Origin of the sequence: Pseudomonas sp. (assembly GCF_046581935.1) — a bacterium.
In the GTDB taxonomy this organism is placed as follows: Bacteria; Pseudomonadota; Gammaproteobacteria; order Pseudomonadales; family Pseudomonadaceae; genus Aquipseudomonas.
On the sequence record NZ_JAYGFK010000012.1, the window covers coordinates 475,679 to 494,943 of the forward strand.

Sequence of the window (19,265 nt, forward strand, 5' to 3'; positions counted from 1 at the left end):
ACAGAAGAACAGACGCGGCGCGTAACCCACCAAGCGGTATTGGATAAACCAAAGCTGGTGGGTTACGGGGCGCACAACTACTACGGCGTCCACCCGATCAAGGTCAACGCCCCTAACCCACCCTACCCGGTTACCCGGCTAAAATTCTTCCCTTCAACCGTCAGGACGACATCGTATGCTGCACACCCTCGCCGTCGCCAACTACCGCTCAATCAACACTCTGGTGCTGCCATTGGGCAGGCTCAATCTGGTGACCGGGGCCAATGGCAGCGGCAAGTCGAATCTCTATCGCGCCCTGCGTCTGCTGGCGGAAACAGCCCAAGGCGGCGTGGTCAATGCCCTGGCCCGTGAAGGAGGGCTGGACTCCACATTCTGGGCCGGGCCAGAAACCATCAGCCGACGCATGCTCAGCGGCGAGGTACCGGTCCAAGGCGGCCCGCGCAAGGAGGCCAGACGCCTGCGCCTGGGTTTTGCCGGCGATGATTTCAGCTATGCCATTTCCCTAGGGCTGCCGGATTCCAACTCTGGTGAGAGCCGCGACATACCTAGCGCCTTCGCTCTCGACCCCGAGATCAAACGCGAATGTATCTGGGCCGGGGCCAGCTATCGCCCCGCCTCGCTACTGGTGGATCGCGCCGGGGCGATGGTGCGCATGCGTGAGGGACGAAACTGGCAGGTCATGGCGCAGCACTTGCCGAGCTTCGACAGCCTGTATGACCAGATCGGCAGTGACTCTGCCTGCCCAGAGGTTTCCCATCTGCGCGAACATATCCGCCGCTGGCGCTTCTACGATCACTTTCGCAGCGATGCCGAAGCACCGGCACGTCAACCGCAGCTGGGCACCCGTACGCCGGTACTGCACCACGACGGTCGCGACCTGGCGGCCGCGCTGCAGACCATTCGCGAAATCGGCGACCCGGCTGCGCTGGATGCGGCAATCAGCGACGCCTTTCCCGGCGCGCGTCTACGTATCGACTTCCAGCAAGGCGGGCGCTTTGCCGTGGAGTTACAACAGGAGGGACTACTGCGACCGTTGTCAGCCAGTGAGCTATCGGATGGCACCCTGCGTTATCTGCTGCTGGTCGCCGCCCTGCTTACCCCAAGGCCACCCTCGCTGATGGTGCTGAACGAGCCGGAAACCAGCCTGCACCCCGACCTGCTGCCCGCCCTTGGCCGGCTGATCATCGCGGCCTCGCAGCACACCCAGGTCTGGGTGGTATCCCACGCCAGCCGGCTGATCGCCACCCTGGAGCAACACCCTGAGTGCAACGCCATCGTCCTAGAAAAACAGCTGGGGCAAACCGTTATTCAGGGTCAGGGCATGCTTGATGAGCCGGCCTGGAAGTGGCCGAGTTAAGCCTTAGCGGCCAGTGCAGCCGCTGCCGGTAGCGCCTTGGGCTTACGAAATACCAGCACGTTACCCAACATCACCAGCACCAAGCCGAACAGCGCCGGGGCCGTCCACTGATAGCCTTCGACAAACACCGAAATATTCAGCGCCACTACCGGGAACAGCACGGTGCAGTAGGCGGCGCGCTCCGGGCCCATGCGCCCGACCAGGGTTAGGTAGGCGGTAAAGCCGATCACCGAACCGGGAATCGCCAGGTACAGCAGAGTGCCGATATACCGGCTATTCCACTCGAAGCCGAACGGCGTACCACTGACCAGACAGATTGCCACCAGCATCAGCGCGCCATACAACATGCCCCAGGCATTGGTGGTCAGCGGCTTGAGGCCAGCCTTCTGTTGCAAGCTGGAGAGCATATTGCCGGCGGAGAAAAACAGCGTACCCATTAGCGCCAGACCGATGCCCAGCAGCGTTTCATGGCTGGCCTCCTGCCCGGCCAGTTCCGGCCAAAACAGCAAGGCCAAACCGCCCAAGCCCAACGCGCCGCCGACCAACACATTCGCGGCGATCTTTTGCTTAAAGAACAGCCGCGCGTTAATCGCATTCCACAGCGTTGCAGTGGAGAAAATCACCGCCACCAGACCGCTGGGTATCCACTGGCTGGCGGTGTAGAAGCACAAGAAATTCAGACAGAACAGACACAGCCCCTGCACCAGGCAGATCAACTGGCCGCGCTTGTCGACTTTTTGCAGACGGCCGCTGAGTAGCAGAATGGTAAACAGCACCAGCGAGGCCAAGGCAAAGCGATAGGCAATGGACGCGGCAATTGCCACCTCGCCCAGTTGCAGCTTGAGGGCGATCCAGGTGGTGCCCCAGATCAGTACGGTCAATAGATAGAGCGACAGGTTCATCAACAGACTCCCGATAGATGCTAAAGAGTCTGCGCCTGATCAGCCCTACAACTCTTGCAAAAACTTGCGCTTTTGTACGGCCTGCCATCCCTGAATGCTATCGGGTCAGGCAAAGACCTGTAGGAGCGGCCTTGGCCGCGATATTTTTGGAGTTGACGTCGATTCGCGTGCAAGGACTAGGCGTCCCCACCGTTCCTACAAGGGCTGAGCCAGTCGATGCCGTGGCAAGCCAAGAGAAATCAGTGCTGCCAGCAGTACAAAGGCCGAGGACACCCACAAACATGCCTCCAGGCCATACGCCTGATACACCCAGCCCGAGAGTAGCGTGCCAATCAGTCGGCCGAGGGCGTTGGACATGTAATAGAAACCCACGTCCAGCGACACACCGTCCTCTTTGGCGTAGCTGACGATCAGATAGCTGTGCAGCGAAGAATTCACCGCAAACAGTGCGCCGAATATCAGCAGCCCGCCGAGCAAGATCCACTGCGCCGACAACCCGCTGCTCAGACCAAGGGCGATAGCAGCTGGCACACCGGCCAGCACAGCAGCCCAGGCGAATGCCGCGCGACCATCCGGCAACTGGCCGCTGGTTTTGCTGGTGATGGCTGGGGCAAAGGACTGCACCATGCCGTAGCCAATCACCCAGGCAGCGAGAAAGCCGCCGACCATCCAGAAATCCCAACCAAACACGCTGGACAGGTAAACCGGCAGCGCCACCACAAACCATACATCGCGAGCGCCAAATAAGAACAAGCGTGCGGCCGAGAGAATATTGATCGCCCGACTCTTGGACAGAATGTCGCGAAACTTTGGCTTGGCCTTCGCCTTGCCCAGATCCTTTTGTAACAGCAGCAAACTGGCCAGCCAGACCAGCGCCAGCACAGCGGCCATGGCCAGTACCGCGCGGCTAAAGCCGAGCAGCGCCAGCAGTGCACCGCCCATAAAGAAGCCAACGCCTTTCAGCGCATTCTTCGAGCCGGTCAGGATCGCCACCCATTTGTACAAGGTGCCTTGCTGATTGTTCGGCACCAGCAACTTGATCGAGCTCTTGGCGCTCATCTTGTTCAGGTCTTTGGCGATACCCGACAGTGCTTGCGCGCCCATTACCCAAGGGATGGTCAGCCAAGCGGCCGGCACGGTGAGCATCAGCAAGGCCGCCACCTGCAGACCCAGGCCGATATTCATGGTGCGATTAAGCCCCAACCTTGCGCCCAAATAGCCGCCGACCAGATTGGTGACTACGCCGAAAATCTCATAGAACAGAAACAGCGCGGCGATCTGCAGCGGCGTGTAACCGAGGCTGTGGAAATGCAGCACCACCAGCATGCGCAGCGCGCCGTCGGTGAGGGTAAATGCCCAGTAATTGCCGGTGACCAGCAGGTATTGGCGCACCTCGGGCGCGAAGCGGGATAAGGCGTGCATCGAATGATGTCCTGTTGTTGCGCGAGTTATTTGATGGGTATCGCTGCGCTCAACCCATCCTACGAACCTCTGGCGTGAACGTAGGGTGGGTTAGCCGAAGGCGTAACCCACCAACCGGCCGCGAGGCCGGCCATCGCGATCATTCGGCCAACCCCACCATCCGCGCCAACTCAACAGTGCGGTTGGCGTAGCCCCATTCGTTGTCGTACCAGGCGTAGAGCTTCACCTGGGTGCCGTTGACCACCATGGTCGACAGCGCATCGATGATCGAGGAGCGCGGGTCGGTGCGGTAGTCGATGGACACCAGTGGCCGTTCCTCATAGCCGAGAATCCCAGCCAGCGGTCCAGCGGCGGCAGCTTTGAGCAAGGTATTGACCTCCTCCACCGTGGTGGCGCGATCGACCTCAAACACGCAGTCGGTCAGCGAGGCGTTAGCCAGGGGTACACGAACAGCGTGGCCATTCAGCTTGCCGCGCAGCTCGGGGAATATCTCGGCAATCGCTGTGGCCGAACCGGTACTGGTGGGAATCAGGCTCATGCCGCTGGCGCGGGCGCGACGCAGATCCTTGTGCGGCGTATCGAGGATGCTCTGGGTGTTGGTCAGGTCGTGGATGGTGGTGATCGAGCCGTGACGGATACCGAGGTTTTCGTGGATCACCTTGACCACCGGGGCCAGGCAGTTGGTGGTACAGGACGCCGCGGTGACAATGCGGTGCTGCGCCGGGTCGAACAGCTGCTGGTTAACGCCCATGACGATATTCAGCGCGCCCGGCTCTTTGACTGGCGCACAGACCACCACGCGCTTAACGCCTTGGTCGAGATAGGCCTGCAGCACCGCGACGGTTTTCATCTTGCCGCTGGCCTCGATCACCAGATCGCAACCGCTCCAGTCGGTCTCGCTGATGGATTTGTTAGCCGTGACCTGAATGCGCTTGCCGTCGATCACCACCGCATCGCCGTCGCTACCGGCCTCGTGCTGCCAGCGGCCATGCACCGAGTCAAAATTCAGCAGATGCGCATGGGTTGCCGCATCGCCGGCCGGATCATTGATCTGCACGAATTCCAGTTCCGGCCAGCCCCAGGCGGCACGCAGCGCCAGACGACCGATACGACCGAAACCGTTGATGCCTACTTTGATAGCCATAAAAGATCTTCTCGCTAAATGATTAAACCGAACGCGGGGCGAACATGATGATTGCCATGCCGAGCAGCGCCACGGCGGCCCCTAGCAGGTCCCAATGACTCGGACGAATACCATCCACCAGCCACAACCAGACAATCGCCGTCGCCACATAAACCCCGCCATAAGCGGCATACACCCGCCCAGTCGCCGTCGGGTGCAGGCTTAACAGCCAAACAAACAAGGCCAACGACGCAGCGGCTGGCAGCAACAGCCAGATGCTTTTGCCCTGTTTAAGCCACAGGTACGGCAGGTAGCAGCCGAGTATCTCGGCCAATGCAGTCAGAGCAAATAACCCCAGGATATTGAGCATGCTTACCTCAATAATCTTGCAATACGAAGAAACGGCCAGGCAGCAACGAGCGACGACTCAACCGCACAGGCTCTGTCGCTCAGGGCGATTGCGCATGCGTTGCAGCTTGTCGGTGTTGGCGGCAAGCCAGGTTTGGTTGGCCTGCAGGGTCACTTGCAGCAACTGCTGCGCCCACTCAGGCAGCTGCGGATGCAGGCGGTAGTACACCCATTGGCCACGCCGCTGATCTTCCAGCAGGCCGCAGTTGCGCAACTGCGCCAGGTGGCGGGAGATCTTCGGCTGGCTGTCCTCCAGCGCGGTGGTCAGCTCACATACACACAGCTCGCCTTCGGCCGTGATCAGCAAGGTCATGCGTGCGCGGGTTTCATCCGCCAGGCATTTGAAAACAGTCGCGGGGTTTAAGGGTTCAAGCATGCTCACCTCTGCTGCTGCGCGCAGGCATCGCCGCGCCACAGAAATACGATTCGGCGAATATATTTAAATCCATATATCTTGTAAAACGAATATCCTGCAAACACAGCGCTGTGTCAGTGCCGCCACTTAAGGACAGCAGATGCAATGGTTCACATGGCTAAATGATCAAGTGCTGCGCATGGATTGGCTGGCCTGGTTGGTGCGTGCGCTGCTGGAGGACGGCTTCGGTCTAGACATGAGCAGCCGCGTCGGTGCCAGCCTGCACTTCTTCATCTACGACGTGATCAAGATATTCATCCTGCTCGCCGTGCTGATTTTCAGTATCTCCTGGGTGCAGAGTTATTTCCCGCCGGAGCGCACCCGGCGCATTCTCGGCAACATGAGCGGCTTCAAGGCCAAGCTCACTGGGGCGCTGCTGGGCACCATCACACCCTTTTGTTCCTGCTCGTCGATCCCGCTGTTTATCGGCTTTACCAGCTCCGGCCTGCCGCTGGGGGTGACCTTTGCCTTTCTGATCTCCTCGCCACTGGTGGACCTGGCCTCGGTGATTCTGCTGGCGAGCATCTTCAATTGGTCGATTGCCATTGCCTACGTGCTGATCGGCCTGGTGCTGGCAGTGCTCGGTGGCACGCTGATCGGCCGGGCGAAGATGGAGCGCTATGTCGAAGCCTTTGTGATGCACAACCCGGTGCTCGACATTCCGCAAGAACAACTGACGCGCCGCGATCGCGCGCAATTCGCCTGGGCGCAGGTCAGCGATATTTTCACCCGTGTGTGGCTGTACGTATTGATCGGCGTCGGCATTGGCGCGGCCATTCACAACTGGATTCCCGCCGGCTGGATCGAAGCGCTGCTAGGCCAGGAAAACTGGTGGTCGGTACCGCTGGCGACTGTGCTCGGCATCCCGATGTATGCCGATATTTTTGGCACCCTGCCGATTGCCGAAGCGCTGGTTGGCCAAGGCGTCGGCCTGGGTACGGCGCTGGCGTTCATGATGGCGGTTACCGCGCTATCACTGCCCTCGCTGATCATGCTCAAGAAAGTCGTCAAAGCGCCGCTGCTGGCGTTGTTCTTCGGCATCGTGGCCGTTGGCATTGTGTTGATTGGCTACCTGTTTAACGCGTTCGCCTACCTGTTTATCTGACTGATGGAGCACAGCATGATCATTAAAATCCTCGGTTCCGGCTGTAAGAAATGCATCGCCTTGGGCGACAACACTCAAGCGGCGCTAACGAACCTCGGCCGCGAGGCACAGATACTCAAGGTGACCGACATCGCCGAAATTGCCGCCCATGGCGTGATGTCGACTCCCGCGCTGGTGATTGACGACAAAGTGGTATCGGTCGGCAAAGTGCTGAGCACCGGCGATGTGGAGAAACTGCTCGGCGCCTGACTCATGCGCCGCCTTGCACAATCTTGCGCTTTTCTACGCGCAGGGGCTGGCACAGCAAAACACCAGGCGTAGCATGGGGCGACGGAGGATTTATGTCGCAACTTGAGCACTTACAGGTTTTCCAAAGCATGCACAGCTCACCGCACACTCGCCTGCACCGCAGCGCCGAGTTGGGCGATGGGCTGGCTGCGGCTGTGTGGAGCAACCGCCACGATGCCCGCGACTATGAAGCCCCCAGCCACCACACGCTGTCCTGCTACCTGGCCGGCGGCACTGGCACCTTCCGCCGCGAAAGCCCGCACAGCAAAGGTGCGCCGAACAAGCTGTGCGTTCTACCGGCCGGACACCAGTCAGCCTGGGTGATCAATGGTGAAATCCAGCTGGCGCACCTGTACACCAGCCAAGAGCAGTTCGCCCTCGCCGCCGTCCATCTGCTGGATAGTGAGCCACGTGAATTAGAACTGCGCGAAGGCACCTTCCTCGATGATGCGCAGCAGGCCCAACGTTTTCGCCAGCTTATCCAGCTCGATTGGAGCGAACCGGGCGAACGCATGCTCAGCAGCAGCCTGGCTCATGGCCTGATCAGCCATGCCCTGTTGTCCCAGGTCGGCCGGCGCGAAGGGTTGCGCCTTAAGGGAGGGCTTGCGCCCAGCCAGCGCCGGCGGGTGCGCGAATTTATCCAGGCCAATCTCAGTGAGCCACTTAGCCTGGGAACCCTGGCCGGCTTGTGCGCCCTCTCCGAGTACCACTTCGCCAGAATGTTCCAGCTCAGTTTTGGCGTACCGCCTCATCGTTATGTGCTGGCGCAGCGCTTGCGCCATGGCCAGCAATTATTGCAACACAGCCATTTGCCACTGTCGGAGGTCGCTCTGGCCTGCGGCTTTGCCAGCGCCAGCCACTTCAGCAACCGTTTCCGCCAGGCCTTCAGCGCCACACCAGGGCTATACCGCACGGTGCTGCAACAACCCGCAGGCCGCAAGCGTTAATGCAGCGCCCCGCCCAGCAGAGACACAACTGATCACAACCTGAAACCGCAAACCATCTGCTAATCCCTTGCTGGCTGTGCAAGAATCATCGGCTGCCCTTGAGAAAGCTGCCCATGTCACGACTCATTTGCTCGCCAATGCGGTGCCACTGATGCCCCTCGACATCCTCCATCTGCGCTTGGAAGACTGGCGCGCGGAGTTTGGCGTGGGCGATCTACAGCGCGGCCAAGGCTATGCCGCGCAAGGCCGCAGCCGCTTGCTCAGCCTCAAGGACAGCACCCTGTTGGCCAGTTGCCGTGGCTCTGGCGCGCAAACCTATCAGCAACGCATCACCCTGCACCATTACGGCCAGGGCTGGGGCGTGACGGGCAATTGCAGCTGCCCGGTGGGCTTCAACTGCAAGCATGTGGCCAGCGCCCTGCTCACCCTGCAAACCCAGCAAGAGCAAGGCGTCGACCTCTCGCCACTGATCATCAGCAGCCCAGAAGCCCGCGAAGAACGCCTGGAGAACCTGCAACCGAGCCCAGTTCTGAGCCTTGGCAGCCTGGTGCGTGTGCACTTCGATGCGCGCAAGGGCCGCATGCAAGAACAAACCCAACACCGCGCGGCACTGGCCTTCGAGTATCAGGGCCACCTGGCCTCAGGCAAAAATGGCAAAGACCTGCTGGTCAAACAAAGTCCCAGCCGCAGCCTGCGTATCGTGCGTGACTTCGACACAGAGGCGCAGCTGCGCAAGCGCCTGCAACAGACCGGCATGCAGGTTTCCCTCAGACAAAGCGAAGCCCTGCCAGAAAGCGCCGGCGAAGCCTTTGAGCAAGCCAACGAAGCCGCCTGGCTGTTGTTTGTGCGTGAGCAACTGCCGTTGCTGCGCGAGGAAGGCTGGCAGATTCGCATGCAGGCGGATTTCCAATACAACCTGGCGCAGGTCGATGACTGGTACGCAGAGGTTGAGGAAGACCCCGAGCAAACCTGGTTCGACCTGGAGCTGGGCATTGAGGTCGAAGGTCAGCGCATCAGCCTGCTGCCGATTCTCCTGCAGGCCATCCGCCACAAGCCCTGGCTGCTCAATGGCGAAGCCCTGAACAAGCGCGATGACGATGAAATGCTGCTGGTCAGCCTGCCGCACAACCACAAACGCGTAGCCTTGCCACTGGCCCGACTAAAGCCGCTGCTGGCCACCCTTGGCGAATTGTTCGTGCGCGAGCCCGGCGAATCCAGCCAACGCCTGCGCCTGTCACGCATGGATGCCGCACGACTGAGTCACCTGGAACAAGGCCCTGCATTAAGTTGGCAAGGCGGCAGCCAGTTGCGCGACTTCGCCCAGCGTCTGCAACAGCTGGACAGCGCTACCTTGCAAGCACCCGCTGGTTTGCAGGCCGAGCTACGGCCCTATCAACTGCAAGGCCTGGCCTGGATGCAAGGGCTGGCCGAGCTACAAGTCGGCGGCCTGCTGGCCGATGACATGGGCCTGGGCAAAACCTTGCAGACCCTTGGGCATATCCTCTGCGAGTACAACGCCGGACGTTTGCAGCAGCCGGCGCTGATCGTCATGCCCACCAGCCTGATCCCCAATTGGCAGGACGAAGCTGCACGCTTCACCCCACAGCTCAAGGTGCTGGCGTTGCACGGGCCAAAGCGTCGTGCGCTGTTCAAGCAAATTGCCGAACAGCAGATCATCCTCACCACCTATGCCCTGCTGCCACGCGACCTCAAGGCCTTATCCGCACACAGCTACCGCCTGCTGATCCTCGATGAAGCACAAAACATCAAGAACCCGCGCAGCAAAGCCGCCATTGCCGCCGGACAAATACAGGCTGGGCAGCGCCTGTGCCTTACTGGTACTCCGCTGGAAAATCACCTGGGCGAGCTGTGGTCGCTGTTCAACTTCCTTATGCCCGGTTGGTTGGGTGACGGCAAAAGCTTTACCCGCGACTACCGCACGCCGATTGAAAAAAACGCCAACGAACAGCGCCTGGCGCACCTCAACGGTCGCATAAAACCCTTTATCCTGCGCCGCACCAAAGAGCAGGTGGCCAGCGAACTGCCACCGAAAACCGAGATAACCCAATGGGTTGAACTTAGCGCGGCGCAGCGCGACCGCTACGAAACCCTGCGCCTGGCCATGGATAAAAAGGTGCGCGACGAGATCGCCCGGCAAGGCCTGGCGCGCAGCCAGATCGTGATTCTCGAAGCGCTGCTGCGCCTGCGTCAGGCCTGCTGTGACCTGCGTTTGCTCGGTGATGAAGGTGACAGCAACCTGACCAGTGCCGACTCGGGCAAACTCAGCGGCCTGCTGGATATGCTGGAAGAGCTGTTCGCCGAGGGTCGGCGGGTGCTGTTGTTCTCACAGTTCACCTCGATGCTGGCACTGATCGAAGCCGAGCTGAAAAGCCGTGGCATCGCCTACGCCAAACTCACCGGCAGCACCCAGGACCGACGCACCCCGGTGCAGCAGTTCCAGGCCGGTGAGTTGCCGATCTTCCTGATCAGCCTGAAAGCCGGTGGCGCGGGCCTGAACCTCACCGCCGCCGACACCGTAATCCACTTCGATCCCTGGTGGAACCCAGCCGCAGAAGCCCAGGCCAGCGACCGCGCCTACCGCATCGGCCAGGACAAACCGGTGTTCGTCTACAAGCTGATTGCGCGCGGCAGCGTTGAAGAGAAGATCCAGCAACTGCAGCAGGCCAAAGCCAACCTGGCCCGTGGCGTACTGGAAGGCGGTAGCCAGACCCAACTGCAACTCAACGAAGATGACCTGCAGGCGCTGTTTGCTCCGCTAAACGACTAAGTTCCGTTAGTCGTCGCTTTGCGTGTCGTCCCTCTCCGCCGCATCGTCCTCCACGTTGCGTTTGCGCCGTGGGCCAACGGCCTGCACCGAGGGGAAGCGCGCGGATGCATAACGCACCACCAAAATCGCCAGCGCCAGCAGCAGAATCGCCCCGGAGACCATCACCACGCCCATGTCAGGTTTATGGTTGTGCGAAATGTCGGAAATCATCAGGCGAGTCAGCGCGGTAATCGCCACATAAATCATGAAGCGAATTGGCATATGGTTGGTCTTGAAATAGATCCCCACCATCGCCGCCAATTCCAGGTAGATAAACAGCAGCAGGATGTCATCGACGCTGATATGGCCCTTTTCCAGCATGCCGATAAAAGCCATCACCGCCGCCCAGGCCGTGACCGCCCCGATGGCAAACAATGCCAGGTAGTGAAACCCCTCCATCAACAGATTGCCCAGCGACCCCGCCAAGCCATGCATGTATTCACGCATCTGCTCAGCCCAGTTTGGCTTACCCATGAAATCTCCTTGAACCCAACAAACGACAAGCGCCCCATGCGACCAGCCTCTGGCACTCGCGCATGGAACTGCAGTAGAAGAAGCTTCGCGCTCGGTAAAAAGCACTTGCAACAGATACGCCAGCAACCGACAGCGCAGGATAAATAGTTTTCCATATAGCCATGACACTCTATGGCTATTGCACAAGCCGGGTCATACACGCCATAAGCACTGTTTTACCCTTACGCGTTATGCCGTTCGCTTTAACGCAGGCCCTCACCGGAGATCACCCATGGCTCTATCACTATCGCTCGCACGCCAAACATTGCGTGCCGCTGCCGTAATCAGCTGCACCGCCTTCGCCGCACTTATTCCCCTGAGCGCCAGCGCCGCCCCGGTGGCCATGCAGCAAACTCAGGTGCCTGGCTACTACCGCATGGCCGTGGGCGACTTTGAAGTAACGGCGCTATACGACGGCTACATTGACCTCGATAAAAAGATCCTCAGCGGCGCCAGTGCTGAAGATATTCAAAGCCTGCTGACGAAAATGTTTATCGACTCCAGCAACGGCGTACAAACGGCGGTAAACGCTTACTTGATCAATACCGGCACTAACCTGTTGCTGATCGATACCGGTGCAGCAAAATGCTTCGGCTCCACCTTGGGCATGGTACAGAGCAACCTGAAAGCGTCGGGATACAGCCCTGAGCAGGTCGACAGCGTACTCCTCACGCACCTGCACCCTGACCATGCTTGCGGCCTGCTCAGCGCCGACGGTAAAGCGGCATACCCCAATGCCACGGTGTATGTACCGCAAGCCGACGCCGATTTCTGGCTCAGTGATAAAGCCGCCAGCCAAGCGCCCCAGGCATCGCGCGGGATGTTCAAGATGTCGCAACAGTCGGTTGCGCCTTACATCGCCCAGCAACGACTCAAGCGCTACAGCCCCGATAGCCAACTGTTCGCTGGCGTCAGCGTCATCGCCAGTAACGGCCACACCCCTGGCCACAGCTCCTATCTGCTCAGCTCAAAAAACCAGAGCATGCTGGTCTGGGGCGATATTGTGCACAGCTATGCCGTGCAGTTCGCCAAACCAGAGGTGGTCATCGAATTTGATACGGACAGCGCCAAAGCACTAGAGGCGCGTAAGAAGCTCTTCGCCGAAGCCGCACGCGACAAACTCTGGGTGGCCGGAGCGCACCTGCCCTTCCCAGGTATCGGCCATGTACGCACTGAAGGCAGCGGCTATGCTTGGGTCCCAGTGGAGTTTGGCCCGATCCGTAGCGATCGCTAAGTTCACTCACGGCCAGTCAGTTGCTCATTCGGCAACCTGACTGGCTGCCATAAAACAGCAGCGAATCGCGTGTAAGGTTATCCGGCAAGGAAATTGCTGCTGTTCAAATGCCCGCGAGTTCTTTATGCTCGCAACCACTGTACAAATAAACAGTTTATTGCAACTTATCAGCGTGAAGGCGTAGAGGTGATGAATGGCCGTCGAAGTGGTGTACCGCAGCAGCCGGGATTTGGAGCGTTTATTCATGGATAAAGCCGAAGCCGATCGTCATGACAAAATGCTCGAACTGGCCGAATTACTGACCGATGTACTGCAAAAAGCAGTGCCTACGCTCAATGAAACCCAGGGTGAAGAACTGGGGATTTACATGGCCAAGAACCGTGAAATCTTCGCCAAGGCCTTCAAGAATCAACCCGATGCCTTGAGTGAACTGAGCGGAACCGCTGCTGAGTAATCTAGGGTCTGTTGCCGTTTCATCGCGAGCCGCGTTGCTGCGAGAAACGACAACAGCCGCTAACGGCAGTCAACAAAACCCCAGTCCGTGACTGGGGTTTTGCATTTCTGGCGCATGCCACTGCCCTGTAGGAGGCGCTTCAGCGGCGAGTTTTTAGTCGGTTAAAGCCCCTAACACAGGCGGCTTCGCCAAAAATCAGCCATACAGCAAGCGCTCGGCAATAGTATCGGCGACCCGTGCCGGTGAGCGTTTGTCCGCTTGGGCATGACCGAATACCTCCGTTAACCGCCGGCTGATTTGCGTCAGGTGGGCGGTGATCGCCACTAGGCTTTCGCCCTGATGCTTCAACGCCACATAGATCAGCCCGCCAGCATTGATCACATAATCCGGCGCATAGAGAATTCCCCGGGCCTGCAAGCTGTCCGAGATATCGGCACTGGCCAGCTGGTTGTTCGCCGCCCCCGCCACGGCCGAGCAGCGCAGTTGCCCGACCGTTACGTGGTTCAACACCCCACCCAGACCACAGGGCGCGAGGATATCGCACGGCGTGGCAAGCAAGGCCTCACTGGCTACTGGTCGTGCGCCTAGCTGCTCAACCGCCAGCTGAACGCGGCCGGGGTCCAAATCGCTGACCAATAATTCGGCGCCCGCAGCGTGCAGTTGCTCGGCCAAGGCATAGCCAACATTACCCAAGCCCTGGATGGCCACGCGCAGGCCTTCCAGATTGTCACTGCCCAAGCGTGCCAGCGCAGTGGCGCGGATACCGGCAAACACGCCCATGGCTGTGTGCGGCGATGGGTCACCTTCGGCCGTGGTACTGGTGACGTGCTGGGTAAATTGCGCGATGCAATCCATATCGACGCTGGAAGTGCCGCTGTCCATGGCGGTGATGTAGCGACCGTTGAGTGTTTCGATAAACCGGCCAAAGGCCTCGAACAGCGCACCACGGTTCTCAACATGCGCGGGCCGGATGATCACCGCCTTGCCGCCGCCCTGCTGCAAGCCGGCCAACGCGGCCTTGTAACTCATGCCTCTGGCCAGACGCAGCGCGTCCTCCACGGCGCTCTGCTCATCGACATAATTCAGGTAACGGCAACCGCCCAAGGCCGGCCCCAAGCGGCAATTATGGATGGCGATAATCGCCTTGAGACCGCTGTGCGGGTCCTCGGCAAAGTGCAGCGACTCTAGCCGGGCGTTTTCCATCATGGCGAACATGTTGTGGCTCCCGTACTGATTTGCAGATCAGTATAGGCAGCAACCCAGTCGCCCACTTCCCGGCGGTCAGTTCGCCAATCCCGCGCCTTGCAGCGGATTGCTCGTACGCGCGAAAACACAGCACTGGACTCAGTACCGTAACTTGACTACAAAGCCAGAGACACCGGGAGACTGCCATGGACCCACGCGCTGCCTGCCTCGCTTGTTTGGAGCAACAACCACCCGCATTGTTCGAGGCGGCGCTGTGGATTGCCGTGGAACATCAACCGCATCTGCAGCCCACGGAGCTGCTGCGCCAGCTCGACAGTTTGCAATTACAGGTGCGCCAGGGCTTGCCCAACCTCCCCGCGCGGGAGCTGGCGCAACCGCTGCTACGCCGGCTTAGCGAACTGGACTTCCACGAAGACGAGCAATACCCGCTACGCCCGCAGGCCGCCTTACTCAACCTGGTGCTGCAGCGACGCCGAGGCCAGCCGCTGTCCCTTGCGTTGATCGCCATCGAACTGGCCAGACGCCTGGAAATCCCCCTGCAGGGCGTGAATTTCCCGGGGCGCTTTCTCGTGCGTGTACCGGGGGCCGACCACCTGCTCGACCCTTGCAGCGGCAGACGCCTGCATACCCGCGAATGCCGCGAACTGCTGCAACGCCAGCATGGTCCCAACGCCGAGTTGAGCGCCAGCCACCTGCATGCCTGCGACGCCCGCAGGATGCTGCAGCGGCTCTCGCGTAACCTGCGCCAGCTGCACCAGCAAGCAGATGAACCACTGGCCGCCCTGCGCGATGCCGAACGCGTGCTATTGCTCGGCCCGCCGACGCTGCATGACCACCTGGCCCGCGCCGACATTTATCAACAACTGGAGTGCCCGCAAGGCGAACGCTTCGATCTGCAGCGCGCCTTGCTGCTCAGCGATGACCCGGCGCAGCACCTGCAACTCAGCCAGCGTCTGCGCCAACTCAGCGCCAGCCCGGCGCGGCATTGAGCTAAAAGAAACCCAGCGCCTTGGCCTTAGCCACTGCCTGGGTACGCCGCGCCACGCCCAACTTGCCGTTGATCCGCCGGGCGTGGGTCTTAACCGTATGCAGCGAGATAAACAACTGCTCGGCGACTTCCTGATTGGAACAACCTTGGGCGATTAAACGCAACACGGCGAGCTCACGCTGGCTCAGTGCATTGGCTGGTGCTGCCGGCACCCCGGCGCACTCACCGACGGGTTTGGCGACCGTGAACCAGAGATGCTGATAACCCAAACGACGACGCAGTAGCTGCCCTGCCTCGCGCGCACGCTCAGCCGCTGCCTTATCAGCAAACGCCGCACAGGCTTCGGCATAAATAAGCCAAAGCTCACTCGCAAGCGCCTGCCGGCCCTGGTTCAAGGCCTGATCCAGCAACTGCTGCAAGTCCTCGCGCACATCTTCGCCCTGGGCCAGATCCATTTGTAGCAACAGCAGCTGCAAACGGGGAATTAGCTCGGGAAAGTTAGGGGTTGGCAGAATAGCCTTGACCCGCTGCGAGTAAGCCAATACCCGGCCAACCGCCATGCGCGCTCGTGCATGGTGTCCTTGGGCAACCCAAAGGTGGCTGCTGGCCAATAACAGTGTGCCGCGATAGAGGGTTTCACTGACGTGCTGGCGTTGCATCCACCGCTCACCCTCACCGAGATGAGCAAAAGCGCCAGCAAAATCGCCTTGGGCCATGGCCAACTCAGCCAAACCAAGATAACCGTGAAATGCCCCCGGATCGCCACAACTAAGCGCATTTTCAAGGCCTATTGGCAACCAGTGCGCAGCTTCTTCCGGTCGCCCCTGACGCAACTGCACGCGTGCCAAACGCAGCTGCAGGCGTGCCAAAACCGGGGTACTGCGTAATGCAGCGGGGTTGGTTGCCGTCAGCACCCGCTGCAACAGCGCCTCCGCGCGGGCAAACTCGCCGCGCGCTTCCAGCAACAGGGCATGGTCCAGCTCCAGCAGCGCCTCGAATACTGAATTACCGTGCAAGCGCGCTTGCTTCAATGCCTCGAAACTAAGCTTTTGTGCCAGTTCAAGATTGCCTTCGCCAATAGCCACCAGGGTCAGCGCCGAACGGCACAGCAAAGACTGCGCCCAGGCACTTTCCGGCAAGCCCTGCAGCGCCTCAAGCAGGTGGCTGCGGGCACCGACCGCACACACCCGGCCATAGGCGATGATGCCCTGGATAGCCTGCCAATGAGAAAACAGCTCGCGCGTGCGCGCACCATCACTGCGCGGCTGAAACCTGGCCAACTGATCGATACAGGCCTGCGCCTCATCCAAGCGCCCCACCAACAACAATACCCAGGCATTGAGCAAAATCAGCCTTGGCGTGCTGCACAACAGGCTTTCTGGCAGCTCGCTGCGCCAACGCAGAATCAGCGCCAGATCCTGTCCTTGCAGCACCTGCTCTTCGGTAAAGCGCTCAAGAAAACTACTGGCCACCTCTGGTTGCCCGGCCAATAGCGCGTGCTCAACCGCCGCACGAATGTCGCCCTGACTGGCAAACCACTGGCTGGCATGCACATGCAGAGCACAGCTAGGAATACTCAAGGTGAGCCGCTGCAACAGCCTGGCAAATGGTGCAAACAAGACAAACCAGCCTTTGGCTGCTTCATCCTCCTGAATAAATAGGCCACGTTCGATCAGCATGCGCAGCCAGTCCGCACCCTCACCCACACCAAACAAGTGATCACATAACGCTGGGTTGAAGCGTGGCAGTTGGGCGAGCTGATAAAGCATCTGCAGCAGTTCATGCGGCAGCCCTTGCAACACCTCGCGCTCAACATACTCAGCGAGCAAATGATCGTGCAGCCCATCCCCAAGCGCAGCAACCTCGCCAGGCTCAGCTTGAGCGGCCAACAACCGTAGGCGCAACGCTGCCGGCCAGCCGAGGGTATACGCATGCAGCTCATGCGCCCAAGCACTGTGCGCTGGATCTAGCTGTTGCAACCAGTCGGCCACCTCAGTCTCGTTAAACGACAGATCAGTCGCTGCCAGTTCAAGTAACTCGCCCTCCAACAATAAGCGCGACAGATTGCAGACTGGACGACGACGGCTAGCCACCCACCAGCAAACGCTGGCAGGCGTCTGCATAAGTAATTGATTGAGGTAATCGTCTAGAGCGTTATCGGGCTGGGCCGGGTAATCGTTGAGCATGACCCATAGCTCACGCGGCTCCTGCGCCAGGGCCATCAATACCTCATCAGGCGTCAGTTGTGCCGCGTAACCCAGCAACCGCCCTAACTGCTGGGCGAATTGCTCGACCGGCATACCGTCAGCGGCGCAATTAAGCCAAACCACGTGGCAGCCTGCTGGACATTCACGGGCGCAGTCGGCCAGCAGTACGGTCTTGCCAAAGCCGGCAGGCGCGATCAGCAAGCGCAGCCGCCAGTCTTCGCCGAGTAGGCGTTGCTGCAGGGCTATACGGGAAATATGCCCGGGTGGTGGGCGCTTAACGCTACCGCAGGATGGCCCTGCGACGCTCAGCGAGAAAGGCGCTAATGCGTTCATGGCGGCTCGTTTTATTGTTCTACGGGAACCGGATCCTTGCAGGCTAAACCTCAACGCCTGTGGTTTACAGCTCTATCACGCTAGGTTATGCGCAGCGATAAAAAAAGCGGCCCGAAGGCCGCCCAATCATGGAGTAACAGGTGCTGTATTGGCTTAGCGAACGCCGGAGCTACGAAGGGCGGCTGGGGTGTAGTCTGCAGCCGAGGCTTTAAAGCCAAAGTTGTACGCTGACTTTTCTTCGTTTTTCATGCCCAGAGCCAAGTAACGACCGGCCACCAGGTCATACAGTGCTTCAAGGGTGTAACCCGGTACTTGATGGTTGTAGTACTGCTGCGCATGGCCTTCGGCAACACGCCAAAGCTGGCCACGGCCGTCGTAATGATCAACCAGGGCAATTTGCCAGCTGTCCTCGTCGACATACATATGACGCTTGGCATAGATATGCCGCTCACCGCTCTTCAGGGTGGCAACCACTTCCCAAACCCGATGCAGCTCGTAACGAGTCAGGTCTTGATTGATATGCCCGGCCTTGAGCACGTCGTCGTATTTCAGCGACGGCGAATCAAGCTTGTAGCTGTTATAGGGAATGTACATTTCCTTCTTGCCAACCAACTGCCAGTCGTAGCGATCAGGCGCGCCGGAGAACAAGTCGAAGTTATCGGCCGTACGCATACCATCAGCGGCGGTGCCCGGCCCGTCGTAAGCCACCTGCGGCGCGCGCCTTACCCGGCGCTGACCGGCGTTATAGATCCACGCCAAGCGCGGTTCTTTAACCTGATCGATGGTTTCGTGAACCAGCAGCACGTTACCGGCCAGACGTGATGGTGCGGTTACTCGCTGCTTGAAATACAGCAGCACATTACTGCCCTTGGCCGGATCAAGGTCTGGCATATCCGCCGGGAAGGCCACCTCATCCTCGAACTTCACCAAGCTGTAAGAGCCATTGGTCTGGGGGGTAGCCTGCGTGACCACACGACGGGTGTTACCACCGCGGTAACGGGTGATGTGGTTCCAGACCACCTCAACGCCAGTCTTGGGAATGGGGAAGGCGTAGTAGCGGCTGGCATTAAAGTTCTGCAAGCCGTTACCGCCATCAACAGGCGTAGTGTTCAGCGCACTGACCTTGGCCGCATCACCAATCGCCGCAGGCACGGACGTGGTTCGATGAGTGGGGTAAACCGGGATTTTATAACTGTCGGCATAGCGCTTAAGCATGGCCATCTGACCATCTGACAGCTTGTCTTTGTACTGCTCGGCATTGGCCGCAGTAATGGTGAAGAGAGGCTTCTCGCTGGCATACGGGTCGGCGAGAAAGCCCTTGTCATCAACAGCCGCCGCGTTGGTCGCTAGACCGCCATCCCAGGCCGGAATACTGCCATCAGCATTACCCGCCATTTCACCACCCAGTGGCGTCAGGCTGGTGCCCAATTGAGCCGCTTCTTGTTCGGAGACTGCGGCCATCACGCTGCTGGCTAACAAAGTCAGCGCCAGCGCCCCAGCCTGCAGGATTCTTGTATTTTTCATTGTGTACGGATC

17 protein-coding genes are annotated in these 19,265 nt (G+C 59.8%); 8 read left to right on the forward strand and 9 right to left on the reverse strand.

The window, feature by feature from the left end; all coding sequences use genetic code 11:
• Nucleotides 1–175: 175 nt before the first annotated feature.
• Entirely contained in the window at nt 176–1,357 is a 1,182-nt protein-coding gene (locus VCA57_RS10040; RefSeq protein WP_411184847.1) for an AAA family ATPase, read from the forward strand.
• Here the strand turns inward: VCA57_RS10040 and VCA57_RS10045 are convergent.
• The 5 genes from VCA57_RS10045 to VCA57_RS10065 form a co-directional block, all read right to left on the reverse strand.
• On the reverse strand, nt 1,354–2,259 hold the full coding sequence (locus VCA57_RS10045) for a DMT family transporter (protein ID WP_411184848.1): 906 nt from the start codon (nt 2,257–2,259) through the stop codon (nt 1,354–1,356). The genes VCA57_RS10040 and VCA57_RS10045 overlap by 4 nt on opposite strands.
• A 195-nt stretch (nt 2,260–2,454) precedes the next feature.
• Nucleotides 2,455–3,681 carry an organoarsenical effux MFS transporter ArsJ gene (gene arsJ / locus VCA57_RS10050; protein WP_411184849.1) on the reverse strand — a complete coding sequence of 409 codons (1,227 nt, stop codon included), beginning with the start codon at nt 3,679–3,681 and terminating at the stop codon, nt 2,455–2,457.
• A gap of 139 nt (nt 3,682–3,820) precedes the next feature.
• Nucleotides 3,821–4,825, reverse strand: coding sequence for an ArsJ-associated glyceraldehyde-3-phosphate dehydrogenase (locus VCA57_RS10055; RefSeq protein WP_411184850.1), 1,005 nt, complete (start codon nt 4,823–4,825; stop codon nt 3,821–3,823).
• Between the two features lie 22 nt (nt 4,826–4,847).
• Nucleotides 4,848–5,174 (reverse strand): YnfA family protein, encoded by a 327-nt coding sequence (locus tag VCA57_RS10060; RefSeq protein WP_411184851.1) that lies wholly within the window; start codon nt 5,172–5,174, stop codon nt 4,848–4,850.
• Between the two features lie 57 nt (nt 5,175–5,231).
• Nucleotides 5,232–5,588: a metalloregulator ArsR/SmtB family transcription factor gene (locus tag VCA57_RS10065; RefSeq protein ID WP_411184852.1), complete on the reverse strand. Its 357-nt coding sequence runs from the start codon at nt 5,586–5,588 to the stop codon at nt 5,232–5,234.
• Between the two features lie 139 nt (nt 5,589–5,727).
• Here VCA57_RS10065 and VCA57_RS10070 point away from each other — a divergent pair, with 139 nt between their 5' ends.
• The 4 genes from VCA57_RS10070 to VCA57_RS10085 all read left to right on the forward strand — a co-directional run bounded on the left by VCA57_RS10070 (nt 5,728) and on the right by VCA57_RS10085 (nt 10,755).
• Nucleotides 5,728–6,732, forward strand: a complete 1,005-nt coding sequence (locus VCA57_RS10070) for a permease (RefSeq protein WP_411184853.1) — start codon at nt 5,728–5,730, stop codon at nt 6,730–6,732.
• A gap of 15 nt (nt 6,733–6,747) precedes the next feature.
• Nucleotides 6,748–6,981, forward strand: coding sequence for a thioredoxin family protein (locus VCA57_RS10075; protein WP_411184854.1), 234 nt, complete (start codon nt 6,748–6,750; stop codon nt 6,979–6,981).
• A 92-nt stretch (nt 6,982–7,073) separates the two neighbouring features.
• Complete coding sequence (locus tag VCA57_RS10080) at nt 7,074–7,967, forward strand: helix-turn-helix domain-containing protein (protein WP_411184855.1); 894 nt, start codon at nt 7,074–7,076, stop codon at nt 7,965–7,967.
• A 151-nt stretch (nt 7,968–8,118) separates the two neighbouring features.
• Nucleotides 8,119–10,755, forward strand: coding sequence for a DEAD/DEAH box helicase (locus VCA57_RS10085; protein ID WP_411184856.1), 2,637 nt, complete (start codon nt 8,119–8,121; stop codon nt 10,753–10,755).
• A 6-nt stretch (nt 10,756–10,761) separates the two neighbouring features.
• On the opposite strand, the gene VCA57_RS10090 is transcribed toward VCA57_RS10085, so the two are convergent.
• On the reverse strand, nt 10,762–11,268 hold the full coding sequence (locus VCA57_RS10090) for a phosphate-starvation-inducible protein PsiE (protein WP_411184857.1): 507 nt from the start codon (nt 11,266–11,268) through the stop codon (nt 10,762–10,764).
• A gap of 271 nt (nt 11,269–11,539) precedes the next feature.
• Here VCA57_RS10090 and VCA57_RS10095 point away from each other — a divergent pair, with 271 nt between their 5' ends.
• Nucleotides 11,540–12,541 (forward strand): MBL fold metallo-hydrolase, encoded by a 1,002-nt coding sequence (locus tag VCA57_RS10095; RefSeq protein ID WP_411184858.1) that lies wholly within the window; start codon nt 11,540–11,542, stop codon nt 12,539–12,541.
• A 193-nt stretch (nt 12,542–12,734) separates the two neighbouring features.
• The gene (locus tag VCA57_RS10100; protein WP_411184859.1) at nt 12,735–12,995 is read left to right on the forward strand and encodes a YebG family protein; all 261 of its coding nucleotides are present in this window, start codon (nt 12,735–12,737) and stop codon (nt 12,993–12,995) included.
• Nucleotides 12,996–13,190: 195 nt separating this feature from the next.
• On the opposite strand, the gene VCA57_RS10105 is transcribed toward VCA57_RS10100, so the two are convergent.
• Nucleotides 13,191–14,210 carry a Leu/Phe/Val dehydrogenase gene (locus VCA57_RS10105; protein ID WP_411184860.1) on the reverse strand — a complete coding sequence of 340 codons (1,020 nt, stop codon included), beginning with the start codon at nt 14,208–14,210 and terminating at the stop codon, nt 13,191–13,193.
• Nucleotides 14,211–14,386: 176 nt separating this feature from the next.
• Here VCA57_RS10105 and VCA57_RS10110 point away from each other — a divergent pair, with 176 nt between their 5' ends.
• Nucleotides 14,387–15,190: a SirB1 family protein gene (locus tag VCA57_RS10110; RefSeq protein WP_411184861.1), complete on the forward strand. Its 804-nt coding sequence runs from the start codon at nt 14,387–14,389 to the stop codon at nt 15,188–15,190.
• A gap of 1 nt (nt 15,191) precedes the next feature.
• Here VCA57_RS10110 and VCA57_RS10115 read toward each other — a convergent pair whose 3' ends face one another.
• Nucleotides 15,192–17,729: a LuxR C-terminal-related transcriptional regulator gene (locus VCA57_RS10115; RefSeq protein ID WP_411184863.1), complete on the reverse strand. Its 2,538-nt coding sequence runs from the start codon at nt 17,727–17,729 to the stop codon at nt 15,192–15,194.
• 153 nt (nt 17,730–17,882) lie between these two features.
• Nucleotides 17,883–19,253: a DUF1329 domain-containing protein gene (locus VCA57_RS10120; protein ID WP_411184864.1), complete on the reverse strand. Its 1,371-nt coding sequence runs from the start codon at nt 19,251–19,253 to the stop codon at nt 17,883–17,885.
• Nucleotides 19,254–19,265: the final 12 nt, after the last annotated feature.